The sequence below is a fragment of the Pseudorhodoplanes sp. genome, from assembly GCF_035565795.1.
Taxonomy (GTDB): domain Bacteria; phylum Pseudomonadota; class Alphaproteobacteria; order Rhizobiales; family Xanthobacteraceae; genus Pseudorhodoplanes.
Genome location: NZ_DATMRV010000033.1, coordinates 14,828 through 39,063 on the forward strand (window position 1 = coordinate 14,828; position 24,236 = coordinate 39,063).

At 63.5% G+C, this 24,236-nt stretch carries 26 protein-coding genes and 1 pseudogene; 12 read left to right on the forward strand and 15 right to left on the reverse strand.

Annotation, left to right across the window (positions count from 1 at the left end; translation table 11 throughout):
• Positions 1–5 precede the first annotated feature (5 nt).
• From fliQ to flgB, 4 genes are read right to left on the reverse strand one after another with little or no spacing between them, the layout of a single operon-like run.
• Positions 6–272 carry a flagellar biosynthesis protein FliQ gene (gene fliQ, locus VNZ93_RS03180; RefSeq protein ID WP_325699976.1) on the reverse strand — a complete coding sequence of 89 codons (267 nt, stop codon included), beginning with the start codon at positions 270–272 and terminating at the stop codon, positions 6–8.
• Positions 273–308: 36 nt separating this feature from the next.
• On the reverse strand, positions 309–620 hold the full coding sequence (locus tag VNZ93_RS03185; protein WP_325699979.1) for a flagellar hook-basal body complex protein FliE: 312 nt from the start codon (positions 618–620) through the stop codon (positions 309–311).
• Between the two features lie 12 nt (positions 621–632).
• Positions 633–1,043 carry a flagellar basal body rod protein FlgC gene (gene flgC, locus VNZ93_RS03190; RefSeq protein ID WP_414709961.1) on the reverse strand — a complete coding sequence of 137 codons (411 nt, stop codon included), beginning with the start codon at positions 1,041–1,043 and terminating at the stop codon, positions 633–635.
• An 11-nt stretch (positions 1,044–1,054) separates the two neighbouring features.
• On the reverse strand, positions 1,055–1,453 hold the full coding sequence (flgB, locus tag VNZ93_RS03195; protein WP_325700046.1) for a flagellar basal body rod protein FlgB: 399 nt from the start codon (positions 1,451–1,453) through the stop codon (positions 1,055–1,057).
• A gap of 274 nt (positions 1,454–1,727) precedes the next feature.
• Between flgB and VNZ93_RS03200 the strand changes: the two genes are divergently transcribed.
• Together VNZ93_RS03200 and fliP are read left to right on the forward strand one after the other, a co-directional pair.
• Complete coding sequence (locus VNZ93_RS03200) at positions 1,728–2,735, forward strand: flagellar biosynthetic protein FliO (protein ID WP_325699982.1); 1,008 nt, start codon at positions 1,728–1,730, stop codon at positions 2,733–2,735.
• 26 nt (positions 2,736–2,761) lie between these two features.
• Positions 2,762–3,487: a flagellar type III secretion system pore protein FliP gene (gene fliP, locus VNZ93_RS03205; RefSeq protein WP_325700049.1), complete on the forward strand. Its 726-nt coding sequence runs from the start codon at positions 2,762–2,764 to the stop codon at positions 3,485–3,487.
• Between the two features lie 29 nt (positions 3,488–3,516).
• On the opposite strand, the gene VNZ93_RS03210 is transcribed toward fliP, so the two are convergent.
• From VNZ93_RS03210 to fliL, 8 genes are all read right to left on the reverse strand, one after another.
• Positions 3,517–5,202, reverse strand: coding sequence for an FAD-dependent oxidoreductase (locus VNZ93_RS03210; protein ID WP_325699985.1), 1,686 nt, complete (start codon positions 5,200–5,202; stop codon positions 3,517–3,519).
• 38 nt (positions 5,203–5,240) lie between these two features.
• Positions 5,241–6,212, reverse strand: coding sequence for a tripartite tricarboxylate transporter substrate binding protein (locus VNZ93_RS03215; protein WP_325699988.1), 972 nt, complete (start codon positions 6,210–6,212; stop codon positions 5,241–5,243).
• Between the two features lie 212 nt (positions 6,213–6,424).
• On the reverse strand, positions 6,425–10,039 hold the full coding sequence (locus VNZ93_RS03220; protein ID WP_325699991.1) for a tetratricopeptide repeat protein: 3,615 nt from the start codon (positions 10,037–10,039) through the stop codon (positions 6,425–6,427).
• A 134-nt stretch (positions 10,040–10,173) separates the two neighbouring features.
• Positions 10,174–10,614: a hypothetical protein gene (locus VNZ93_RS03225; RefSeq protein ID WP_325699994.1), complete on the reverse strand. Its 441-nt coding sequence runs from the start codon at positions 10,612–10,614 to the stop codon at positions 10,174–10,176.
• A gap of 141 nt (positions 10,615–10,755) precedes the next feature.
• Complete coding sequence (locus VNZ93_RS03230) at positions 10,756–11,619, reverse strand: flagellar protein FlbB (RefSeq protein WP_325699997.1); 864 nt, start codon at positions 11,617–11,619, stop codon at positions 10,756–10,758.
• Positions 11,616–12,077: a DUF6468 domain-containing protein gene (locus VNZ93_RS03235; RefSeq protein ID WP_325700000.1), complete on the reverse strand. Its 462-nt coding sequence runs from the start codon at positions 12,075–12,077 to the stop codon at positions 11,616–11,618. Before VNZ93_RS03235 ends, VNZ93_RS03230 begins: the two co-directional genes overlap by 4 nt.
• Complete coding sequence (fliM, locus tag VNZ93_RS03240; RefSeq protein WP_325700003.1) at positions 12,074–13,267, reverse strand: flagellar motor switch protein FliM; 1,194 nt, start codon at positions 13,265–13,267, stop codon at positions 12,074–12,076. Before fliM ends, VNZ93_RS03235 begins: the two co-directional genes overlap by 4 nt.
• The gene (fliL, locus tag VNZ93_RS03245) at positions 13,264–13,773 is read right to left on the reverse strand and encodes a flagellar basal body-associated protein FliL (protein ID WP_325700006.1); all 510 of its coding nucleotides are present in this window, start codon (positions 13,771–13,773) and stop codon (positions 13,264–13,266) included. The genes fliM and fliL overlap by 4 nt, the downstream gene beginning before the upstream one ends.
• Before the next feature lie 317 nt (positions 13,774–14,090).
• On the opposite strand from fliL, the gene flgF reads away from it, so the two are divergent.
• The 5 genes from flgF (at position 14,091) to VNZ93_RS03270 (ending at position 17,779) form a co-directional block, all read left to right on the forward strand.
• Complete coding sequence (gene flgF / locus VNZ93_RS03250) at positions 14,091–14,837, forward strand: flagellar basal-body rod protein FlgF (protein WP_325700008.1); 747 nt, start codon at positions 14,091–14,093, stop codon at positions 14,835–14,837.
• A 15-nt stretch (positions 14,838–14,852) separates the two neighbouring features.
• Entirely contained in the window at positions 14,853–15,641 is a 789-nt protein-coding gene (gene flgG, locus VNZ93_RS03255; RefSeq protein WP_325700011.1) for a flagellar basal-body rod protein FlgG, read from the forward strand.
• A gap of 12 nt (positions 15,642–15,653) precedes the next feature.
• Complete coding sequence (gene flgA / locus VNZ93_RS03260) at positions 15,654–16,613, forward strand: flagellar basal body P-ring formation chaperone FlgA (RefSeq protein WP_325700014.1); 960 nt, start codon at positions 15,654–15,656, stop codon at positions 16,611–16,613.
• A 3-nt stretch (positions 16,614–16,616) separates the two neighbouring features.
• On the forward strand, positions 16,617–17,366 hold the full coding sequence (flgH, locus tag VNZ93_RS03265; RefSeq protein ID WP_325700018.1) for a flagellar basal body L-ring protein FlgH: 750 nt from the start codon (positions 16,617–16,619) through the stop codon (positions 17,364–17,366).
• 164 nt (positions 17,367–17,530) lie between these two features.
• Positions 17,531–17,779, forward strand: a complete 249-nt coding sequence (locus tag VNZ93_RS03270) for a hypothetical protein (protein ID WP_325700020.1) — start codon at positions 17,531–17,533, stop codon at positions 17,777–17,779.
• A gap of 5 nt (positions 17,780–17,784) precedes the next feature.
• On the opposite strand, the gene VNZ93_RS03275 is transcribed toward VNZ93_RS03270, so the two are convergent.
• The 3 genes from VNZ93_RS03275 to VNZ93_RS03285 all read right to left on the reverse strand — a co-directional run bounded on the left by VNZ93_RS03275 (position 17,785) and on the right by VNZ93_RS03285 (position 20,763).
• A complete protein-coding gene (locus VNZ93_RS03275) occupies positions 17,785–19,593 on the reverse strand; it encodes a monovalent cation:proton antiporter-2 (CPA2) family protein (RefSeq protein WP_325700022.1) in 1,809 nt (602 codons plus the stop codon).
• Between the two features lie 182 nt (positions 19,594–19,775).
• Positions 19,776–20,189, reverse strand: a complete 414-nt coding sequence (gene dksA / locus VNZ93_RS03280) for an RNA polymerase-binding protein DksA (RefSeq protein ID WP_325700025.1) — start codon at positions 20,187–20,189, stop codon at positions 19,776–19,778.
• 163 nt (positions 20,190–20,352) lie between these two features.
• Positions 20,353–20,763: a flagellar assembly protein FliX gene (locus tag VNZ93_RS03285; RefSeq protein ID WP_325700028.1), complete on the reverse strand. Its 411-nt coding sequence runs from the start codon at positions 20,761–20,763 to the stop codon at positions 20,353–20,355.
• Positions 20,764–20,970: 207 nt separating this feature from the next.
• Here VNZ93_RS03285 and VNZ93_RS03290 point away from each other — a divergent pair, with 207 nt between their 5' ends.
• The 5 genes and pseudogenes from VNZ93_RS03290 to VNZ93_RS03310 form a co-directional block, all read left to right on the forward strand.
• Positions 20,971–22,092: a flagellar basal body P-ring protein FlgI gene (locus VNZ93_RS03290; protein ID WP_325700031.1), complete on the forward strand. Its 1,122-nt coding sequence runs from the start codon at positions 20,971–20,973 to the stop codon at positions 22,090–22,092.
• Positions 22,092–22,460 carry a flagellar assembly peptidoglycan hydrolase FlgJ gene (gene flgJ, locus VNZ93_RS03295; protein ID WP_325700033.1) on the forward strand — a complete coding sequence of 123 codons (369 nt, stop codon included), beginning with the start codon at positions 22,092–22,094 and terminating at the stop codon, positions 22,458–22,460. Before VNZ93_RS03290 ends, flgJ begins: the two co-directional genes overlap by 1 nt.
• On the forward strand, positions 22,460–22,903 hold the full coding sequence (locus tag VNZ93_RS03300; protein ID WP_325700035.1) for a hypothetical protein: 444 nt from the start codon (positions 22,460–22,462) through the stop codon (positions 22,901–22,903). Before flgJ ends, VNZ93_RS03300 begins: the two co-directional genes overlap by 1 nt.
• A gap of 130 nt (positions 22,904–23,033) precedes the next feature.
• Positions 23,034–23,372: a hypothetical protein gene (locus tag VNZ93_RS03305; protein ID WP_325700038.1), complete on the forward strand. Its 339-nt coding sequence runs from the start codon at positions 23,034–23,036 to the stop codon at positions 23,370–23,372.
• 245 nt (positions 23,373–23,617) lie between these two features.
• Positions 23,618–24,236: pseudogene (locus VNZ93_RS03310) on the forward strand (flagellar protein); the annotation flags it as partial.

Genomic DNA, 24,236 nt, shown 5'->3' on the forward strand with positions numbered 1-24,236 from the left:
CCCTGTCATCCTCCGCTCACGATGCGTGCGGAGATCCGCGTCATGTGACCCTGCAGCGAGTCGGCCATGAACGGAAGGGCGATCAGCATGGCGACGAACATCGCCAGGATCTTCGGGACGAAAACGAGGGTCATTTCCTGGATCTGGGTGAGCGCCTGGAACAGCGAGATCACGACGCCGACGGCGAGGCCGATCAGCATCAGGGGGCTCGCCACCACCACCAGGGTGAGAATGGCATCGCGCGCCACGTCGAGAACTTCGGGACCTGTCATCGTTATCTCGTTTGTTATGCTTGTGCTGCGGTCCGCTCAGATCGGCATGCGCATGATTTCTTCGTAGGCCGCAATCACCCGGTCGCGCACCGCGACCAGGGTTTCGACCGCGGTCTCGGATTCGGCGACCGCCGTGACGACGTCGACGACATTGGCTTTCCCCACGGCGAGGGTCTGCGCCTGCGCATCGGTTGTCCGCGCGGCCTGAGTCACCTGCCCCATCGCGTCCTTGAGCAGCGCTCCGAAATTCTGCCCGCCCGCATCCTGGGTTTTCGCGAGGCTTTCGGCCGGATTGGCGAGTTTCTGGAGTGCGGCATAGGCCTTGGCTGCACCGGCTGCGGTCTGCATGATGGCGGCTCCTCAGGCCTTCAGGATGTCGATGGTGCGCTGGAGCATCCGGCGCGTCGAACTGATGACGTTGATGTTCGCTTCGTAGGATCGCTGCGCTTCCCGCATGTCGGTCATTTCGATCAGCGGATTGACGTTGGGATATTTGACGTGACCGGAGGAGTCGGCCGCAGGGTGGCCGGGCTGATACTTGGTCGTGAAAGCGGATTGGTCGGTGCGCAATGGTCCGAGCGCGACCACGCGCGCATCGAGCGTGCGATCGACCTCGGAGCGGAAGGTCGGGATCTTGCGGCGATAGGGATCGGCGCCGGCACTATGCGAGGTCGAATCGGCGTTCGCGATGTTCTCGGCGATGACCCGCATGCGCCCGGCCTGGGCGCGCAAACCGGAGGCGGCGATCGCGATCGACTTGATGAAATCCAAAATGACCTCCCCTACCGCTTGCCGACTGCGGTCTTCACCAGGCCGAGGCTCTTCGAGTAGAGGGTCGCCGCCGCCTGATGGTCCATCTGGTTCTGGGCCACCTTCAGCATCTCTTCTTCGAGGCTTACGGCGTTACCGCTGGGACGTTTCTCGGACCCGCCATGCTTGCTTTGAAACATGCCCGTGCTGGCGCTCATCGCGCCTCCCACGTGCGCCGAATTCGTCCGTTGCAGCGCAACCTGCTGGGCGACGGGCGCGGTCCGGTCAAAACTTGGCTGGCTGAGATCGCTCGGCCGGAAATTTGGCGTGTCCGCGTTCGCGATATTCTCGGCAAGAACACGCTGGCGTTCCTGGTGCCACTGCATCTTCGTGCGGAGCATGTCGAGGATCGGCAATCCGGAGATGGGCATCTGCACTTCTTCGAGCATGAATGGACCGGCAAACTTTGCCGGGTGTATGGTTAACGCCGGGTTAAAATCCGGCGGTCATGCTTTGGCCAAGGATGCCCGATTTACCAAACGGCGAAGTCCCCACTCCGAAATCGCGCCAGAATCGCTATAAAGACCCGTTAAGGTGCGTTAAGACTCGTTAAGACCTGAGGCGGCAATCGTCGCCGAGACATTGATCAATCCTCGCGACGGAGCGTCACGCTCCGCCCGCACAACCGAGAGGCCGGTAGGTCCGATGGATAGCCTGTTCGGCGAAGGAACATCGCTTCCCGTCCGCTTCTTTATCGCCTTCGTGGTGGTATTCGCGCTGATCGGCGTCACCGCATGGCTGGTCCGTCGTTTCGGATCGGGCGCGCTTGGCGGCACCAGCACGCGGGGACGCGCGCCGCGCCTTGCCGTGATCGAGGCCGGCGCCGTCGATGGCCGCCGGAAGCTGGTGCTGATCCGCCGTGACAATATCGAGCACCTGATCATGATCGGGGGCCCGACTGACATTGTCGTCGAAGCCAACATCGTCCGGGGGCAGAGCCCCCGTGATGCCGCAGGTTCACGGACATCCCCGGCCGCCGACAACCTGACCCGCGCGGTTGCGGCCGAAGAAACCGCATGGCCGCTCCAGCCGGAGGCGACGCCGCGCCCGGCAAGCGCAGCCCGCGCTGCAGGAGACACAACTCACTGGGCGCTCCCGGCGGAACCCGCGGCTCCCGCCACTCCGGCTGCGCCTGTCGCACCCAAACGCTCGCGCTCGGCCGACGCCCTTGCTGGCCTCGCCGCCGAATTGTCGGTCACCCCGGCCGAACCCACGGTCGCGACACCGCGGCCCGTCGCGCCTACGATCGAAGCCGTAAAGCCGAAACCCGCACCGGTCCCGACACCGGCCACCACTGCCGCCGATCAGAACCTCGCCGACATGGCATCGCGGCTCGAAGCTGCTCTCCGCCGGCCGGCACCCGCAGCCGCCACGTCGCCCGCACCGGTCGTTGCGCGACCGAAGCCCGCAGCCGAAGGCCCGCACGTCGCGCCTCAGGTCGCACCGCCCGTGGCTCCGCCCGTCGTGCCGCCCGCGCCTCCTGTCGCTCAGGAGCCGAGCGTCGTTCCCGCTCCCGCGACCGCTCCTGTGGTCTCGATCGAGCCCGAGAAGAAGCCTGACGACAAACCCGCCAAGTCATCGGGCGATCCGTTCGGCAGCATCGAGCAGGAAATGGCGAACCTGCTCGGCCGGCCATCAGGGAAGCCTTCCTGACGAGACCAAACGCGGCTTGTGTCCGTCTGTTGACGGGAGCCGCGGTCCTCGCAGTAAGTTCCAGCCTCTCAGGCCCTGCCGTCGCGCAGGACATCAGCATCAACTTCGGACAAGGCGCGGGCCTGACCGAACGCGTGATCCAGCTCATCGCGCTGATTACGGTGCTGTCGCTCGCGCCGTCGATCCTCGTGATGATGACCTCGTTCACGCGGATCGTGGTCGTGCTCTCGCTGCTGCGGACCGCGCTCGGAACCGGCACCGCTCCGCCGAATGCCGTCATCGTGGCGCTCGCCCTGTTCCTCACGGCTTTCGTGATGGGGCCGGCATTCCAGAATGCCTATGACACCGGCGTTCGTCCGTTGCTCAATAACGAGATCACGACCGAGCAGGCGTTCGAGCGCGCGGCTGGACCGTTCAGGACCTTCATGCTGAAGAACGTGCGAGAGAAGGACCTCGCACTGTTCCTCGACATGTCGCGCGAAGCCAAGCCCGCAACTCCGGAAGAGGTCTCGCTGCGCATCCTCGTTCCGGCCTTCATGATTTCGGAGCTGAGACGGGCGTTCGAGATCGGCTTCCTTCTGTTCCTGCCCTTTCTGATCATCGACCTCGTGGTCGCATCCGTACTGATGTCGATGGGCATGATGATGCTGCCACCGGTCGTGGTGTCGCTGCCCTTCAAGCTGATCTTCTTCGTGCTTGTGGACGGATGGACGCTGGTCGCCGGCAGCCTGATACAAAGTTACGGGACGTAGCGGTCAGCGCGACGCGACGTTTGAAAACGTCAGGCAGCCTGCGCCCCCGCCACTCCCGCGCGGTCTTCACCGCGAAGCCTTCCGATCATCCGGTCCGGATCGATGTTGATCGCATGGCCGCGCCAGGCGACATGCCGGTCCGGGCGCACGATCAGCAGCGGATAGCCGTAGACACCGCCGGCCGGCGGTATGTCGACGTCGAGGAGCGCCATCGGAAAGCCATGCGACACCGCTGCGTCGATCAGCCCCGACGCATCGATCGATGGATCGAAGCGCAGCAACGTGTATTCCGGTCCGAGCGCGTCGTAGATCGAACGTCCGTCGCGCAACCAGGCATGCGGCAGACGGCAGCCGGGTACGGTCGACGGCGTGAATGACGCCATGCTGTAGGCCGGATGCTGCTCGCCATCATAAAAGATCAGCGGCGAGTCCTCGTAGAAGTACCCGAAGTTCAATCCGCCGCAGCAATATTGTCCGACATTCATGTCGTACATTTCCTGTCCGAAGCGCGCGCGCACGGCGTCGCCTTCGGCTCCCTCCGCCTCGATCCCGGCGGGCGGTTCGTTGCGACGGCGCACCAGTTGCACCCCCAGTTCGGCTACGAAGCGGGATACCTGTTCCGTGATCGGATGACGCTCGCGCTCGAACGCATCGAGGATCGAAGGCGGCGCCCAGCCGTTGATCACCGCCGCAAGCATCCAGGTGAGGCCGACGACATCTGCGATGCCGCAATTCATTCCGTAGCCCGCGACCGGGATCCAGATATGAGCCGAGTCTCCGCATAAGAAGATCCGGTCCTTGCGCATGCGGTCCGCGACCAGTCTGCGCGCGATCCAGTCCTCCTTGCCGAGCAGTTCGTAGGCAAAATTGTTATCGACGCCGAGCACATCCCGGATCGCCCGATCACGATCGATCAACGCGAAGTCGGTTTCATGCGGCTTGACCCGGCAATGAATGAGCCAGAGTTCGTTGCCGTCGATGGCGATGGCATTTCCGGCGCGCCGCGGATTGATCGCCTGGCTCATCCATGACGGCTTGCGTTTGGAGCGGATCATTTCAAGCAGCGCCGGTGCGCGAATGAACGAAGAGAGGTTCCGCGCAATCTCGCCCTCACCGACGAACTTTGCGCCGATGCTCCGCCGCACAGTCGACCGGGCACCATCGCAACCGATCGCATAGGACGCGTTGATAACTAATGTCGCGCCGGTTTCGAGATTGCGCACACGCGCGGTGACGGCCTCGTCCGTCTGATCGATCTCTTCGAGAATACAGCGGTTCAGGATTCTGATCCGCGGTTCCTTCGCGGCATGCTCGAACAGGATCGGTTCCAGATAGAGCTGATTTATGCGATGCGGCGGCTCCGGCGTCGGCCAGGTCGAGTCCGGATGCTCGACCGATGGCGGTTCGCTGCGGCCGTTCACCGATGGAATCCGGATGCGGCTGAATTCCGTGCCGGTCACGGTTGTGCAGAATGCGACATCGTTCGGGTAGTCATGCGGAAGTCCCGCAGCGCGAATCGCTTCGGCAAGCCCAAGCCGGCGCAGGATTTCCATCGACCGTGACGAGACGTGGTTGCATTTCACAGGTGGCGGTTCGCCTGCGTAGCGCTGCTCGACGATCACCACGTCAATGCCGCGCCACGCCAGATCGAGCGCACCGATCAGCCCGACCGGCCCTGCCCCAACAATCAGAACCGGCGTCTTCACATCTGTCATGGGATCGAACACTCAATCACGGCTACGCGGGGGCAACGCTATTCGGACAGCTTGATGCCCTTGTCCGGCAGCGCCTTCCAGAGCGCAATGTCGCTCTCCATGATCTTTAAGAGCTCTTCGGGCGAGGATGCCGCAGGCGTCAAACCGGCAGCTTCCAGCACCTTTCGGAAATCGGGCGACGCGAGCGCCTTGCGCGCGACATCGCCGATCCGCTTCACGATTTCAGGGCTGGTACCCTTCGGCGCATACAGCGCGCCCCAGCCGCTGACCACAACTCCCTCAAGCGTTTCGGAAATGGTCGGCACATTCGGGATCGCGGGATTGCGGGCCTCGTCGGCAATCGCGATGATCTTCAGATCCCCGCGCTCCTGCAACGTGAGATATTGCGACAGAACACCGACCGCGATCGTGATGTGACCGCCCATCAGATCATTCACGACCGGACCGCCGCCGCGATAAGGGACGTGACTCAATTGCAGGCCGGCCTTCTGGTTCAAAAGCTGCCCGATGAGATGCTGGGGTGTCCCAAGTCCCGGCGTGCCATAGGTCAGCCCAGGTCTCGCCTTCGCGTACTCGATCAGCTCCTTGAGGGTCGATACCGGCGAAGACTTTGATACCGCGACCACCATGGTGCTCTTGTGCACGAGGGTGATCGGCGTAAAGTCCGTGAAGGGATTGTAGCTTAACCCCGGCATCGTCACCGCATTGGTCGCATGCGTCGTCGCATTGCCGAATGTCAGCGTGTAACCATCGTGAGGCGCACGCGCACCGAGCGCGGAACCGATCGAACCTGCAGCGCCGCTGCGATTGTCAATCACAACACCCTGCCCCAGCGCAGCGGTAATCTCCTTGCCGAGCGCGCGTGCACTGATATCGACCGAACCTGCGGGCGGCCAGGGCACGATGATGGTGATCGGCTTTGCCGGATAGTCCTGCGCGTGTGTCGCGAACGAGCCGAGTGCGATGAGGGTGGTCGAGCAGAGCGTAATCGCGACGCGCTTCAGGGTCATACCGCCTCTTTCACTCGCATTTATTTCGCATATGCGAAAACAGTGTCGCTACAATGAAAGTGGCTAGAGAGGTTTTGCGGGCCGGTCAAGAATGCGTTTGACACGTCAAATCCGAGATGGCGCGCGCAAGAAGCGCCAGAACTTGATTGGTGGCGGTCGAACTGCAACGCGCAGTCCCCTTCGCGCAACATGCAACGCAGCGACGTTTGCGATTACTGGCGCCGGCGCTTGACCGATGCAGTCGGCGTCGGATCCGATAGTCGCGACTGCTTCTGAACGGCTGGCTGTGTTTCGCCGGACAGGGTTCCGATCTCCGGATAGCGTTCACGCATATCACGCAGGAAATCATCCAGCGAACTGAACGCTGTGACCATCCTCGCGACATCCCGGAACTCCTCGCCCCTTGCCGCCTGAGGCGCGGTCGCGATCTCGAAGGCGCGCTTGTCCGGGCCCTCGATCATCTTGGGCTCGTAGCGCTGTTTCAGGCGTCCGATCGCGAGCGCGTCCTCGCTCAGCGAATAGCCGATCGCCGCGCGCAAGATGTCCGCGCGCTCGGCATCACTCAACGGCGCGAATTCGCGCCAGCGGTCGGCATGCATGCGTTCGATCTGCTCGGCCGCTTCCGTATATCTCTTCGCCGCCCAGAGGATGTCGGCGCGAAGGCGCGTGGCTTCACGGCCTTCGATCCCGTCAACGACTTCGAGCGCAACGTCGTGGCGTCCGATCTGGGACAGCGCGCGCGCCTCAAGCAGGAGGCGCAGGTTGCGAAGATCGGTGCTCAGGTCACCCGAGCGGGTCGCACGCAGCACCGCCTGAGCACGGTCGGGCTTGTTGTCCATCAGATAGACCACCGCGAGCCGCGTCGCGACATGCGCACGCGCCGCACCCTGCAGCCGGTTGTCGACCTGATGTTGCAGCAGCTCGGCTGCCTGCGGCAGGAGATCGACCGAGACCAGCCGGTCCGCGAGCCTGCGGATCATCTCGTCGCCGCGCCGTCCGATCGGGGTCAGCTCACGGAAATCGTAAAACAGGCTCAGCGCTTCGATCGCGGGCAAGGCGTCGCCCTTCCCCGCAAGGAACAGCGAGTCGAAGGTGACCGCGGCCTCGTCGTAGATGCGGCGGCTGATCTGCGCGTCGGGATGCGCCTTGAGGGCCGACCGCATCACATAGAATGCGTCGCGATAACGATGCTCTTCGGTGTAAAGCTGCGCGAGCTTTTGCAGCGCCTCGATCTCGGTTTCGTCGCCGCGCCAGACTGCCGTCAGCTTCTCGAGTTCTGTGATCAGGTCGGCGCGCTTGAGTTCGCCGAGATCGTAACGCAGCGAGAGATTGCGCAGCTGCCCCTGTGCGGCCGATGGACGGTCATCGGATTCAGCCGCCTGACGGTAATTGCGCAGCGCCTCGGCATTCTTCCCCAGTCCCTCAGCGAGCCGCCCCTGCAGGATAGACAGCGCCGGCTGCATGTCGGCCACCGTCCCGATCGCCTGGAATTCACTGAAAAGGTGTTGCGCGGTCTCGTAATCACGCACCTCGATGGCGGCCCGCACGGCTTCCTTCAGGGCGACGCGCTGCAATTCCAGCGGCAGGTTTGCGATTGCCGCCTCCGCGCCCTTGAAGCCGCGGCGCGCTTCATCCCACCGACCCATGCGCGCATTGGCAAAGGCGCGCCAGAGCGGAGCATCGAGTTGCTCGCCGAGCACCGGGTGGTTCAATTCCTTCAGGGCCTCTTCAGGCCGATTCAGCATCAGCAGCGTGATCGCACGCAGCACGAGGCCATCCGGATCATCGGTCGACGGACGCTCCTCGGACAGCGCGACATCGAGCACGCCTTTGGCCTCCGGATACATGTCGCGGGAAAGATAGAACCGCGCGAGCTCAAGCCGCGGGGCGCTGCGCTTGGTTTCCCCGACATTGGCCGCGGCTGCGATGAGATTGTACTGCCGCTCGGTGACATCGGCCTGACGATCGAAGCCCCAATGCTGCGGGTCGAAAATGGCCGACCGGTAGCCGGAGGCCGAACGCGCCGCAGCGCCGGGTCCCGACAGCGTGAGACCGCCCGGCCGCGCCACCACGACGTTGTTGGGCGCAAGTTCGACCTGCACATCATCCGCGAGCGGCTGGACCGCAACGCCATGCGTCGAGGCGAGCGCACGGAATTCCACGAACTCCTGCGGCTTGATGAAGCCGCGCGCGGGCCCCGGCGCGGTGACGACGAGCAGCGTGTCGCCCATGTCCGGGTCCGCGATGCGATGCAATTCACGCGCCTGCTCCAGCGGGATTGCGATGCTGGGCCGCGCCGCATTTGCAAGGCTGCGATCGATCGAAAGCGGCGCGCTCGGATCGGTGATCCTGTCGCCGATCGTCACGGTCCAGGTACCGTTCTCGGCGGTGGCGCCGACCAGCCGCGGCCGGTCAAGCATCAGGCGGACGACATAGCCATCGGGCAGCGCGGAGCCCTGGGCATGGCGAATCATGCTGTTCGGCTCCGCGCCAAAGTCCGGTAGCGCCACAGTGCCGCGCGTATCGAACACCATCCACAAGGTGCCGGCGCGGCGGAAGATTGCTGCCGGGGTCGGTGTCGGGAACGGGAATGTCATGCGGATATTGTCCGCCTGACGCCGGATGTCGGCCGTCACAACGCCACCCGGCTCACGTGGCGTCGCACCAAGCGCAGGCGCAACTTTCGCCATCAGCTTCCTGTCGACCGCGAGCTGCGCCGTCTGAGGCTTGCGAACTTCTGCCGGAGGAGTTGCCGCCGCTGCAGCAGCAATCGCTCCGCCCTGTGCCGGCGATGCGGAAGCGGGCGCCGGCTCGGTTGCTTGCGAAGGAGCAGCAATTGCGGGCGCAGCCGAAGCCTGCTGGCGCGCCTGGCCTGCATCGGCAGCCGGCGCTGCGGGAATGGTCCGGGGCGCCTCCGACCCGGCGAGCGGAACCGACGCTGGCGCAACCTCGCGCATCAATCGCGAGAGATCGTCCGAGCGGGCAGGAGCAAGCGCCTCCTTCGCATCCGAACTGCCGACATCGACCACATAGTTCGTGTCCTCACGAAACGTGCGGATGTCCGCCTTGCCATTCAGCGCAAAGCGCACGGCAACGGAGTCGCCGCGATCGAAGCTCTCGACCGCCCTGACCGCTTTCGGCAGCGCGGATTTCATGTCGCCGAAATCGAACTTCAGCCGCGCGCCGAATGTCAGCGTCACGTCGTCGGCGCCGCGATCCGTGTCGACCGAAATCACGTCCGGAAGTTCGAAAACGTAGCGCGTGAAGGTCGGCTGGGTGGCGACGCGCACCCGTACCGGTCTCTCATCCTTGTGCGCAATCTCACGATGCGCGCGCACCGCGCGCTCGGCTTCACGCGCCCGGCGCGACAGTTCCTCGATGACCTGCGTCGGCAGACCAGGCGCAAGTCCCTTCCAGGTGTCCGGCAGAAGATCGATGTAAATCCGTTCGCCGGCTGGCATCGCATTGACATGCACGCGACGGTTCAGCGCAATGCGCAGGCCCCTGCCATCCGGATCGCGGCGCGCCGCGCCGATATAGTTTGGCGCCGCATGGGCCAGCTTGTCGATCGGAATGTTCACCGGACGCTGGAAGTGGATGACCACGATTCCGCCCGCGGTATTCACTTCGGATTCGACCGGCTCCGACAGGTGCAGGAGGATACGCGCGAAGCCCTGCGACATCTCGACATGCACGTTGCCGGAGACGGCATGATCGCGCGCGGCAGCGGGAACGCAGACACCGAGCATCGCAACGCAAAGCGCCGAACGGATCAGGCGCGCTTGCCCAATCCGCTTCAATCGGCAGATCACATCGAAAGCCGTCATTACGCGTGCGCCACTGGTCGGCCAATACAACGGCCAACCCTACCCGCGCCCGCATTAAACCCGCGTTAACGATGGCGGCCGTGATTTCGGAGTGCTGAGAAATCCATGATGTTGCCGATCGCGATCCGTCCGCTCTAGCGGCCACCAAAACCGCCAGCGCAGAAATTCTTGTAGATCGTCAGACCAAGCTCACGGTCCACTCCAGCGCCGTCGGACATCGTAACTTGCTTGCGATCGACGAAATACACGAAAGGCTTCGCCCCCGTGTATCCACCAAAGGAATTCTTGGCATTGACCATGCCGCACACGACGTCAGTGGGCTCGCCGCGTGCATTCGGCTGAGCGGGCTTGTAGGTCACTTCGGTGAAGCGGGCGCTCTCGGGGTCCTTCAGTGCAGACGTCACGCGATCGCGGGCTTCACCCATCGCCTCGACAGGTTTCAGGTTGCGGCGCGGCGGAGGTGGTTCGGCAACCGGGGCCTGCGCCTGCGCGGTGGTTGTCGGCGCACCGTCGGTCTGACAGCCGCCGAGCGCCAGCCCGAAAACCAGCGCCACACACATCATCACCTTTCCCATCAAGCCCCTCCGGTCAGAGCCGCCTCTTGCCGGGCGGTTGCCACCGGAAATCCTACCACCTTCCGGGAAGGACTGAAGTGAGCTTCTGCGCGACCAATCGCCCGCTCCTGCGCGACGGCGATCCTCGTCGATCGGCAGGCGTCAGGACCCGCTCGGCCGGCCTTCGATCTTCGGCAGGTCCAGCGATTTTGCTTTGGGGTCGGCCTGCGCATGCGCTGCCAGCGAGACCGTCAGACGTTGCGCCGCCTCCGGCGTCATCTGCGAGAGAATGTCGGCCATCCGACGCGGCTGAATGAGGCGCGCCACGTCGGTCGCAAGCTTCACGTCGAGCTTCTCGAAGATCTTCGCGGCATCCTTGGCCTTCATACCCTCGTACATCGTCACGAGGTTCTTCAGTCGCTGGATTTCGACTTCTTCCTTGTGCTGCGTCGCTGAAACGATCCGTTCCTCGGCCTGCTTGAGCTCCTTGAGCCGCTCATCGAGCCTCTTCTCGGCCGCCTTGAGCAGCGTCTCGCGCATGTCGAGTTCGCTGTGGCGCTTCTCGAGCTCCATGCGCCGTTCAGAGAGCCGCTCCAGCAAGGCGCGTTCCGACGGCGACATCTGCGGTTGATCGAGTTGCACGAGGGTGCCGGGTGTCGGCGCCTTTGGCGGGGTCCTCGCGTATTTGGGATCGACGGGCTGGTCCGACGCCGGCTTTTCGGCAGCGGCGGCGTCCTTGGAGGGTGCGGGCTTGCTCGCACCCACCGAACCCGTCACGTCCGGATACCCGAACATTTCCTGCGCCCAGGATTTCGGGCGGGCCGGCTCGGGTACCTGGCTTGCCGGGGTCGACCGGACGACGACGTTCGCCGGCTCATGCGCAGCGCGGTCATGCTTCGCGTGATAACCGGCGCCGAGCGTGTAGCCACCGTCCAGCACGATGCCGGACACCTTGAGCAGGAACAGTCCTGCCGCCGCAATCAGCACGATGGGAACGAGACGCAGACGATGAAACAGCAGCGTCATGCAGCGCGCCCATGTGCACGCGCGCGTGCGCGCTCAGCAAAGGCCTGAGCCGCCGCGGCCACAGCCTTGGCGTCATTGGCGGGAGGCGCCGGCGCCATATCCGGCTCCGGCGTTGCCTCGGCTCCGAGCAGCGTATTGGCGTATGCGATCTTGCGCAGGCGGCCGAGCACTTCCTCGCCGGCCTGCACGCTCGTCGCGATCGCCTTGCAATAAGCTTCCGCCTCGCGCAATCGCCCGCCGAGCGTGTCCTCGGTCTCCCTGGCCGTCACCTTGAGCCCCGCAATCGCGCGCTCGGCGCGTTCCGTCGCCGCCACCAGTTCGACCACGCTCGCCTTCATCAGCTTCTCATCGGCCTTCAGCCGCTCGATCTGCTTGTTGAGGCGCGCGCAATAGAGAATCGTCAGAAGCAGCAGGATCGCAACGAGCGATTCAATTGTCAGTCCGAAACCGTAGCTCATGGAGCCTCCACGTGCTTCTTCGAGTCGTCCGCGTTCTCGAACATCGCATAAGTCATTTTGGGTTTGCGCAGCGGTTTCGCGACCCGCACCGACACGCGATCCCCCACCCGGCCCATGCGGCCTTCCGTCAGCGAAACGTCGCCGCAACGCAACGTCACCAGCGCATCGGGACGGATTTCAAGAGGCAGCGTGTCGCCGACCTGCAGATTCATCATCTGACGCAGCGGCAGCCGCGCCTCGTACAGCACCGCGTCGACGCTGATTTCCGCCTGCCCGATCTCGGTCGCCAGATGCTCTTCCCAGATGTGATCGCGGCCGAATTTTTCGCCCATGAACATCTGCAGCAGAACGCCACGGATCGGTTCGATGGTGGCATAAGGCAGCAACAATTCGGCGGTTCCGCCGCGGTCTTCCATGTCGATGCGGAAACGCACCAGGATCGCGGCATTGGCCGGACGCGTGATCGCAGCGAAACGAGGATTGCTCTCGATGCGGTCGATGTTGAATTCGACCGGAGAGAGCGGCTTGAAGGCGAGTTCTGCATCGGCGAGGATGACCTCGACCATGCGCTTGACGAGGCTGGTTTCGATCGTCGTGTAAGGCCGGCCTTCGACCCGCAGCGAGCTCGATCCGCGGCGCCCGCCCAGCAGCACATCGATCATCGAGTAGATCAGGCTCGAGTTGACCGTGATCAGCCCGAAATTGTCCCATTGCTCCGCCTTGAAGACCGCAAGGATCGTCGGCAGCGGGATCGAATTGATGTAATCGCCGAAGCGCACCGAGGTGATACGATCGAGCGAAACTTCGACGTTGTCGGAGGTGAAATTGCGCAGGCTCGTCGTCAGTAGCCGGACCAGCCGGTCGAAGACGATTTCGAGCATCGGCAGACGCTCGTACGACACCATCGCCGAATCGATGATGGCGCGAATGCCGGAATTGTCGTTGAAGTTGACGTCGGCGAGGCTGAAGCCAAGCAGGCTGTCGATTTCTTCCTGATTGAGAACGCGTTCCGACGCGCCCTTCTGATTGAGCTTGCTCTCGTCCACCATCGCGGCCCATTGGTCGCTGATGGCCGGGCCGCCTTCGGCCGATGCTCTGGACGACGGCGCAGCCGTCACGTCGGACGCATCGCCGCCTTCGATGCTGCGTCCCCAATCCGCGGCGAGTGCGTCCTGATCGACCGGTGTCACTGGACCACGATTTCCTTGAACAGAACGGCGTTCACGCGGTTCGGCGCGATCGCATAATTGACCCGGCGGGTCAGTTCTTCCTTCAACCGGTAAAGACCCGCGGAGCCGTCCAGGTCGGTGGGACGCAGTTCGCGCAGATAGGTCTGAAACGAATCCATCACCCGCGGCATGACCGGCTGGACCTGCTGAACCATGGTGGCGTCCGGCAGTTCGAGAACGATCTTGACCTTGAGATATTGCGGGCGGTCGCCTCCGGTATTGGAGAGATTGACCAGCGTATCGGGCAGATCGAGGAAAGCCGGCGGCTTTGGTTGCGACGTCGCCACCGCCGGCTTGGGCTTCGGCTTGAAAGCGAAGAAGGCCGCGCCCCCGCCGCCGCCGAGAACCAGAAGCGCGGCAGCGATCATGATGATCAGCTTGCGCTTCGACTTGGCCGGTGGCGCCTTGGCGGCGCCCTCCCCGTCCTGATCGCTATCGGCTTCGGCGCGCTTTTTCCTGTCAGCCATCGTGAGCCCCCGGTGTGGCGCGGGCTTTCAACGAAGCCTTCGCAACCTGTCGGTGCAAAGTATGGCCATGATGGTTAACGAAAACTTTCCAACGCCTCGAAAGCAGGAAGTTTTTGCCGGGTTGGGCGGGCCGGAATTGCCGTGGCGGCAGGGTCGAACAGCCGCCGATTTTAGCTAAGATACTAAAATCACTGGATTTTCCCCGTTGGCACGACTGCTGCAAAGCAGGTTGGCGTCGAGGCTTGGGAGAGCCGGGACAGGCTGTCGCGGTTAACACCTTGGGAGGGTGCAACCCGCGATCACTGGGGGAGATCGGGATGGAGAATGCCCTTCTGATCGGGTTGTCGCGGCAAATGTCGCTGCGGCGCGAACTCGACGTGGTGTCGAACAACATCGCGAACATCAACACCACCGGCTTCAAGGCCGGCACAGCGGTGTTTGAAGAATTCATGATGCCAGGCGCCAGTCACGACGACTTCCGGCGGCGCGACCGCAAGATGTCGTTCGTCCACGATCGCTCGACCTGGCACGATTTCGGTCAGGGAGCGATCCGTGAGACCGGCAACCCGCTCGATGTGGCCGTCGATGAAAAGTCTTTCCTCGTGGTGCAGACGCCGGGCGGCGAGCGCTACACCCGCAACGGCTCATTCCAGATCAACGCGCAGGGCCAGCTGGTCAACAGCGAGGGACATGCGGTCCTCGGAAACAGCGGCCCCATCCAGTTTCAGACCACCGACAAGGACATCACGATCAGCCGCGACGGAACGATCTCCGTGCCGGACGGCGTCCGCGGCAAGCTGCGGGTCGTTACCTTTGAGAACCCGCAACGCCTCCAGAAGGACGGTGGCTCAACCTTCAAGGCGGCCGACGACATGCAGCCGACGGCGACACAATATCCGCACGTCATGCAGGGCGCTCTCGAGCAGTCCAACGTAAAGGCTGTCGTCGAAATGACGCGGATGATCGAGGTCAGCCGCCACTACACGCAGATCGCAGGGCTGCTTCAGCAGCACGGCGACACACGGCGCTCGGCGATCGAGCGTCTTGCCGAAGTACCAGCGTAATCACGAGGAACGCGCATGCGAGCCCTGCATACAGCCGCGACCGGAATGATGGCCCAGGAACTCAACGTTCAGGTCATTTCCAACAACATCGCGAACATGCGCACGACCGGCTACAAGCGGCAGCGCGCGGAATTCCAGGACCTGCTCTACGAGCACGTCAAGCGCGTCGGAACGCAGACATCCGAGCAAGGCAATATCCTGCCCGCCGGCATCGAGCTCGGCTCCGGCGTAAAGACCGTCGGCACGCCGCGCCTTATGACGCAGGGGCCGATCACCACGACCGGCAAGGAAACCGACGTCGCGATCCGGGGCGAAGGACTGTTCCCGATCACCCTGCCCGACGGCCGCACCGCCTATACGCGCGACGGTTCGTTCGCCATCGATGCGACCGGCCGGCTGGTCACCGCGCAAGGCAATCTGGTGCAGCCGACCATCACGGTCCCTGCCAACTCGACCGGCCTGTCCGTCAACGTGCAGGGCCAGGTGTTCGTGACGCCCGCAGGCACGACGACGCCGACCCAGATCGGACAGATCCAGCTCGCGGTGTTCATCAACAAGTCCGGCCTACAAGGCATCGGCGACAACCTGTTCCTCGAAACCCCGTCGTCGGGCACGCCGCAGCTCGGCACTCCGAGCACGCTTGGCTACGGCAGCCTGCTGCAGAACTCGCTCGAACAGGCCAATGTCGAAGCGGTCAGCGAAATCTCCGATCTGATCGCCGCACAACGCGCTTACGAAATGAACGCGAAGGTCGTGTCGGCCGCAGACCAGATGCTGCAGTCCACGACCGGCATGATGCGATAAGGAGCAAGACCGATGATGACGCGACTTGCAGCCCTGGCTCTCATCGCCCTCGCCAGCTCCGCCAACGCCCAGACGCCATCGCTGCGGCCGACCGTGCTCGTCTCCGGCGACCTCGTCCGCATCGGCGACCTCGTCGCCGATGTCGAAACGGAGAAAGCCGATATCGCGGTGTTTCGTGCGCCCGATCTCGGCGAGACCGGCAGCGTGCGCGTCGCCGCGGTCATCGAGGCCTTGCGTCCGCACAATATCGACATCGACCCAAACGGCCTGTCCCAGGTGTCCGTCACCCGCGCAAGCCGGATGATCGGCGCGAACGAGATCAAGCGCCGCATCGCGGAGATTGTCGCTGAACGCCTGCGCATCGGCGACGCAGCCAACATCGCCGTGATGCTGGACATGCCCGCGCCGACGCTCCATCTCGATCCGAACGAAACCGGCCCGCTGATGCCTTCGCGCATGCAGTTCGATCCGCGCGGCGGCCGCTTCGACCTGACGTTCCAGTCCGGCGAAGCGCATGTGCGCCTGACCGGCAGCGCAAACGAAGCCTATGACGCCGTGGTGCTCGCCCGCCCGATCGCGCGCGGCGACGTGCTGCGCGCTTCCGACGTCAAGCTCGAGAAGCGCCCGAAGACCGAACTGCAGAACGACACCGTCCGCGATCTGTCGGCCGCTGTCGGCATGGCTGCGCAGCAACCGCTGCGCGCCGGACAGGCGATCCGCACCACCGATCTTGCACGGCCGGTGCTGGTCAAGCGCAGCGAGTCCGTGATGATCGTCTACGAGGTGCCGGGCATCGTCCTGACCGCGCGCGGCAAGGCCGAGGAATCCGGCTCGATGGGCGACACGGTCAACGTCCTCAATGTTCAGTCGAAGCGCACCGTTCAGGGCGTGGTCACCGGTCCGAACCAGATCACGGTGACCTCGCTCACGCCCCGCGTCATCTCCTCCGCAGCCCTTACCAAGGCACAGTAAGTCATGCCTGTCGTACATGCCCCGTCGCGAATCCTGCGCATCGTCGTTCTCGCGGCGCTGCTTGGCGGCTGCTCCTCGATCGACCGCCTGCGCACCATCGGCGAACAGCCTCCGCTCTCGCCGATCGAAAATCCGACAACGGCGCCGGGCTACAAGCCGGTCCAGATGCCGATGCCGATGCCGCAGCCTGCGTCCTACAATCCGAACTCGCTCTGGCGGAATGGTTCGCGCGCCTTCTTCAAGGATCAGCGCGCGCATCAGGTCGGCGACATCCTGACCGTCAAGGTCAAGATCGACGACAAGGCCTCGGTCGAGAACGAAACGCAGCGGCGGCGTAAGGCGAACGACAAGGCCGCCGTGGACGATTTCCTCGGCAAGACCGCGCTTCCCGGGCTGATCAAGGCGCAGGTGCCGAGCACGCTGCTCAGCACCGACTCGACCACGTCAACCGAAGGCAAGGGGACGACCGATCGCAAGGATGAGGTGTTCACCAACATCGCCGGCGTCGTCACGCAGGTTCTGCCGAACGGTAATCTCGTTCTCGAAGGACGCCAGGAAGTGCGCGTCAATTTCGAGGTCCGCGAACTGGTGGTCGCCGGCGTCGTGCGGCCGGAAGACATCGAAAGCGACAACACCATCGATTCAACGAAGATCGCGCAGGCCCGCATCGCCTATGGCGGCCGCGGCCAGCTCACCGACATGCAGCAGCCGCGCTACGGACAGCAGGTGATGGACATCCTGCTCCCGTTCTAGCTTCACCGATTGTCCGCGGAAGCGCGGACCCAATCTCCCACGCCCCTCCGGCCGAATGCCGGAAGGGCGACATGACGCGGCCTCCGGCAAGCTCCCCTGCCGGAGGCCGCGCTCGTTTCGGCCGATGCGCCTGCTATAGTTCTGCGGATATCGGGGGACCTTCCATGCACATTCTGATGTTCGTTGTGATCGGAGTAGCCGCACTCACCGTCATGCATTACGGACCACGCTTCCTTGGCGCCGACTTTAACGGCGCGTGGTACTTTGTCTGGATCTGGCTCGTCGTATCGATCCTGAACGGACTGTACGGCCATGTCCGTGTCGGCATTCCCGTTCTCAACGAGATCGGCGCCTTCATTCCGATCTTCGGCATTCCCGCAGCGCTGGCGTGGTTCCTGCTGCGCCGGGGATAACGCTGTCAGACTTCGTCCGCCGGCGGCTGTTCGCCCAGCACCTGCCCGGCGCGCTTCGGCTTCGTGAACGGTGTCGGTTTCGGCACATTGCCGTGCATGAGGTCGGCACCTGCGCCGATACCGCCTGCCACTTCAAGCGCAAAGCGCTCTGCATCCCGCCGGCGCAATTCATCGGCGATCTCGGCCGCTTCGGCATCCGGCACGCCAAGCTCACGCAGGGCCGTCTCGCCGAATTTCAGCGCCGATTCGAAGGTTTCACGGATCTGCGTCTCGACGCCCTTGTGCACGAGTTCGAGCGCGTGTTCGCGGTCGAAGGACCGGACCATGAGTTTGGCTTGCGGGAAATCCTCCATGACGATCTCGGCAATGCGTGTGGCGGTGTAGCGGTTGTCGACGCAGACTGCGATCAGCTGCGCCTTGCGCGCGCCCGACGCCTCCAGCAGATCGAGCCGCGAACCATCGCCATAGTAGATCTTGAAACCGAAATCCGCCGCGCTGCGGATCATCTCGGTATCGTTGTCGATGATGGTCACGTCATAGCCGCGCGCCAGCAGGGATTGGCTCGCCACCTGGCCGAACCGGCCAAAGCCGATGATCAGGACGGTAGCCGACAGATCATTGGGCTCTTCGACGCCGTCGAGCGACTGCTCGCGCTTGGGCGTCAGCCATTGCAGCGCGAGAACCGCAAGCGGGGTGAGCGCCATCGAGATGATGACCACGGTGGTCATCAGCGCATTGACGCGGCCGGTGAAAATCCCCGCATTCGCCGCGGCGGCGTAGAGCACGAAGGCAAATTCGCCGCCCTGCGAAAACAGCCCGGCGCGATAGATCGCCTCGCGGTTCGGCGCCCCGAACACACGCGCGACCGTGTAGATGCCGATCGACTTCACGACCATATAGGCGAGCACGCCGGCAATGAGGAACTGCCAGTCGGTTCTGATCACCGAGAGGTCGAGCGCCATTCCAACGCCGAGGAAGAACAGACCCAGCAGGATGCCGCGAAACGGTTCGATGTCGGCTTCAAGCTGATGGCGGAACGTCGATTCCGACAGCATGACACCGGCAACGAAGGCGCCCATCGCCATCGTCACGCCGACCGATTGCATGAGCAATGCCGAACCGAGAACGACAAGAAGCGCAGCAGCCGTCATCACTTCGCGAGCGCGCGCCGCGGCCAGCAATCCAAAGAGCGGATTGAGCAGCCAGCGCCCGGCGGCAAGCAGGGCGGCGATGGCGGCGGCCGCGATCAGCACCGAAAGCCAGGCCGGTTCTCCGGTGTCCTGGCCACCCGGCGTCAGCAATGCGACAAGCGCAAGCAGCGGCACGATCGCGAGATCCTCGAGCAGCAGGATCGAGATCATGCGCTGGCCTTCGGGCGTGCCGGTATCCCCGCGCTCGTTGAGCACCTGCATCACCACGGCGGTCGAGGTCAGCACGAAGCCCATCGCGGCGAAGAACGAAACCTTCGCCGGAAGGCCGAAGAACATTCCAACGCCGGTCAGCAACAGGCCGCACAGCATCACCTGCGCCGCGCCAAGCCCGAAAATTTCGCGTCTCAGTCCCCACAATCGCGAGGGCTGCATTTCGAGCCCGATCAGGAACAGGAACATCACCACGCCGAGTTCAGCGGTGTGGATGATCGCTTGCGGATTGGTGAAAAGCCCGAGCCCGAACGGGCCGATGATCACGCCGGCACTGAGATAGCCGAGCACCGATCCGAGCCCTAGGCGAATAAAGACCGGGGCGGCGACCACGCCGGCGCCCAGCAAAGCAACGACCTGGATGAGTTCGGTGTTCGCCTCAGCCGCCGCCATGCCCCGCCACGCGTTCTGACCTCACGATACGAGGTGCCTGCAGGCGGCCACTGTTGTCAATGCAGCGATTTTTTCCGGGGCAGGCTTGGGTGCTACAGGGCGCGACCCCGATGGCGCCGTCCGCGAACCCGCAGATGGCGGATCACTCCGGTTTATCTGCGCCCGACCGTCTGGAACCCAGCTCAGTCGTCGCGATAGACCCGCTCACGCCGCTCGTGACGCTCCTGCGCCTCGATCGACAGCGTTGCAATCGGACGGGCCTCAAGCCGTCGCAAGGAAATCGGTTCGCCGGTTTCCTCGCAATAGCCGTAGGTGCCTTCGTCGATACGGGCGATGGCCGCATCGATTTTGGCAATCAGCTTGCGCTGTCTGTCGCGGGCACGAAGCTCAATCGCGCGGTCGGTCTCGGAAGAAGCACGATCGGCAAGATCCGGATGATTCTGGTTCTCGTCCTGCAGATGTTGCAGGGTTTCACGTGCCTCTTTGAGAATATCCTCTTTCCAGGCAAGAAGCTTGGCGCGGAAGTATTCGCGTTGCTTCTCATTCATGAACGGCTCTTTTTCAGACGGCCGGTAATCTTTCAATTTGACCGACATCCCTGATCACTCCGCAATGCGCGAGTCACCCCCTCGCGGCGGCGAGCTTATAACGGGGCAGGGTATTGCCTACAACACCGATTTATTATCCAGCATTACCGTTGTGTCATAATATGTACTTGGAATCTCAGGCTTTTGGCGATTTGGCCGTGTCCCAAAAGCCTCAGCGGCGCGATAACTTGGCGATCTCAACCTGGACGCGGAGATCGATCTCCGCCAGCGTTTGATCGAGGCCCGGCTCGCCGGTCTGCGCCGTCAGCTCGCCGGCCACCGCTTTCAGGCGATTCAGGGCCGGCTGATCCAGCGAACCGGTCAAAAGCCCGACTTTCAGAGCCTCCAGGGCATCAAGGGCGGCCCGCCCTCCCCGCACCGCGCGCTTCCGCCGTTCGGTCCTGTCTTCCACACCTTGCAGCGCAACCAGCACATCGACCCCGGAGATGGCCTGAAGATGCCCCGCGGTCGTCCGGGCGGCACTGCTTGTGCCGTCAGACAGCGAAAAGATGCCACCCCCGGCACGCCGGGCCGCCGGCGTGTCGCGCATCACCGTGGTGGTCGAACTGGCTGAAATTCGCATATCCGGAGCTTGGGCCGGTATGGTTAACCAACGGTAAAGAACCCGGCAAAAGCTGCCGCGATGCGGCAGGGCCTGCCGCCCCCGAGCAGCCGCGAGACGCGCGCCGGCCGATCAAAGTCTCACAATATCAATGACTTAAAACGACGAACGCCGCTGGCACGGCGCTCGCATTGAAGGTTGCGAGGTCCGACCTTCATGGGGAGCATGATGTCGAGGACGTTTGAACTTGTACGGGTCGCGGCAGCGGCGTTGGTTCTGATCCTTTCTGCGGGCGGAGCGGCCGAAGCCGCTGCGTCGCGCATCAAGGATCTCGCCAACATCGAGGGCGTGCGACAGAATCAGCTGATCGGCTACGGGCTCGTCGTCGGCCTGAATGGAACCGGCGACACCCTCAACAACATACCGTTCACACGCCAGTCGCTGCAAGCGATGCTGGAGCGGCTCGGGGTCAATATTCGCGGTCAGCAGCTGCGCACCGGCAACGTCGCCGCCGTGATGGTGACCGCGAACCTGCCGCCGTTCGGCACGCAGGGGACGCGAATCGACGTCACCGTCTCCGCGATGGGCGATGCGAAGAGCCTGCAAGGCGGCACCCTCCTCGTCACGCCGCTGCTCGGCGCCGACGGCAACGTCTACGCCGTGGGACAGGGATCGATCGCCATCGCCGGGTTCCAGGCCGAAGGCGAAGCCGCAAAAATTGTGCGCGGGGTTCCGACGGTCGGTCGGATTTCCAACGGCGCCATCATCGAGCGCGAGATCGATTTCCAGCTAAACCGGCTTGGCAAGGTGCGGCTTGCCCTGCGCAATGCCGACTTCACCACCGCAAAGCGCATTGCCGCCGCGATCAACGACTTCATGGGTTCGGCGACGGCCGAGCCGCTCGATCAATCCACCGTGCTGCTTTCGCTGCCAGGCAAGAGCGACACCAACATGGTCGCGCTGCTGACCGAGATCGAGCAATTGCAGATCGAGCCCGATACCTCCGCCAAGATCGTGATCGACGAGCGCTCCGGTGTGATCGTGATGGGACGCGATGTGCGCGTGTCGACGGTTGCGGTCGCGCAGGGAAATCTCACCGTTACGATTTCGGAAGCGCCGCAGGTCAGCCAGCCGGCTCCATTCTCTCTTGGCGAGACGGTCGAGGTGCCGCGCACGCAGGTCGGCGTTCAGGAAGACGGTCGGAAGCTCGCAATCGTCCGCGCCGGCGTATCGCTGCAGCAGCTCGTCGATGGTTTGAATGCCCTCGGCCTCTCGCCGCGAGACCTGATTGCGATCCTGCAGGCCATCAAGGTTGCCGGTGCCATCCAGGCCGAAATCGAGGTGATGTGATGGCTGCGACCTTCAACCTCACGACGGCGTCGAGCATCAAGTCAGCGCATGCCGCGTTCGCCGCGCAGCAGCAGCTTGCGTCAGCGAAATCGCCGAAAGGCATGAACGAAAAGGCGCGACAGACGGCGGAAGACTTCGAGGCCGTCTATCTCAATACAATGTTCAACCAGATGTTCACCGCGATGGATGGCGAAGGACCGTTCGGCGGCGACAAGTCGGTTGGCGTGTGGCGTTCGTTCCTAACGGACGAATATGCAAAGTCGTTCGCCAAGAATGGCGGCATCGGTATCGCGTCGGAAGTGTATCGCACGCTGATGTCGCAGCAGGAAGGCAGCGGCGCCGCGACCGCGAGTGTGGAGACGAAGTGATGGCCGCTGTAGCGCAAGTCGCAGATGCGATGTCGGATCTGTGCGCCACGATGGACGACATCGTGCATATCATCGAGCAGGAGACTGCGCTGGTGCGTGCCGGCGCACTCACCGAAGCATCGCGCCTGCAGGCGGCAAAGACTGATCTCGCGAACCGCTATTACACCGGCGCGAGCCAGCTCAAGGCGATATTGGCCAATCCGCAGCCCGGCCACGAACAGGAGATTGCCGATCTCAGGCGCAAGCATGACGAGTTCCGCGCGCTGCTGCAGATCAATCTGACGGTGCTCGCCACCGCACATGCCGTGTCGGAGGGCATCATGCGAGGCGTGTCGGACGAACTCGCACGCAAGGCCGCGCCGTCAACCTATGGCGCAAGCGGCCGCACCAACGCGCCGAGCCCCAATGCCGCGCAGCCGCTGACCCTCAGCCGGGTCCTCTGACACGCCACGGCAATCGAATCGTAAAGCGAGAACGTGCAGGTTTACCGTATTTCCTAACAGCGAGTTAAAGCCCCGGTCGTAGCGTCCCGTCATCCGTTCCATCTGCGCGCAGCAGCGCCGGGAGGTGACAATGGACACGAGCTTCACGGTGAAGCCGCGCGACAATCTCGCGCGACCCGTGGTCGGCCGCGGCAATATCGTCAGGACGGATCTATCGCCGTCGCAGAGCGTCAACGCCGCACAGAACCCGTCCGCGTCGCATTATTCGCCCGACGCGATGATGCGCGACCCCTCTCTCGATCCGCAATGCCACGCCGTGCTCGACCGCGAACGCGAGCAGCGCGAACAGCGTCGGCGTGCGCGCAGGGATGAAGCGATGCTGCGGGAGAAGGCCTATGGCCGCAACGCTGCGACGCCCGACATTACGCAAGACAACGCCGACAGCCCGCACGCGGATATCCAGGTGTGATGTATCGCTGGTGACTTCGCCGCATCACCAGGACACGGGTGTGAGCACCGCAATCGTTAACGATTTGCGACGGCTGCACGTTACCAAAACATGAATAAGCGCCTTGGAAATCAGGGGCTGCGATTCATCCGCTATCAACTCGTTAACCATGATTTTTTACGCGGCCTTGAAGGGAGCCATGTCATCACCGGCGGCGATCCGGATGGATCTCGCAATATCTTCACGACCAGAAAGGTTGACTCGCTATGGCTTCCAACATCACCCTCTCGGCATCAGTTCGTCAGAACCTGCTCTCGCTGCAGTCGACTGCCGAAATGATGAGCATCACGCAGAACCGCCTTGCTACCGGCAAGAAGGTCAACTCGGCTCTCGACAATCCGACCAACTTCTTCACCTCGCAGTCTCTCAACAATCGCGCCAGCGACCTGAACTCGCTACTCGACTCGATCGGTCAGGCCCAGCAGACCCTGAAGGCCGCCGACACCGGCATCACCTCGCTGACCAAGCTGGTTGAATCCGCCAAGTCGATCGCCAAGCAGGCCCAGGCAGCGACCGCTCCGGCTGCCACTTACTCGCAGACGATCACCGGCGGCGCCATCGCAGCCGACACCGCGGCTGCTCCGGTGTCCGAGACGAGCTCTGCCACGCTTTCCAGCGTGCTCGGTTCCGCAACGGCGTCGAGTGTTGCAACGCTGGTCATCGACGCAACCGACATCGCGAACAACACCGCCGACGGCGACACGATTTCGATCACCTATAACGGTGTGACGACGGTGTTCGAATCCGACGAGGGCGGCAACGGCGTCTCCGGCAGCAACGTCGCGTTCACCGATGCGGCGAGCCTGCAGACGGCACTGGAAAACG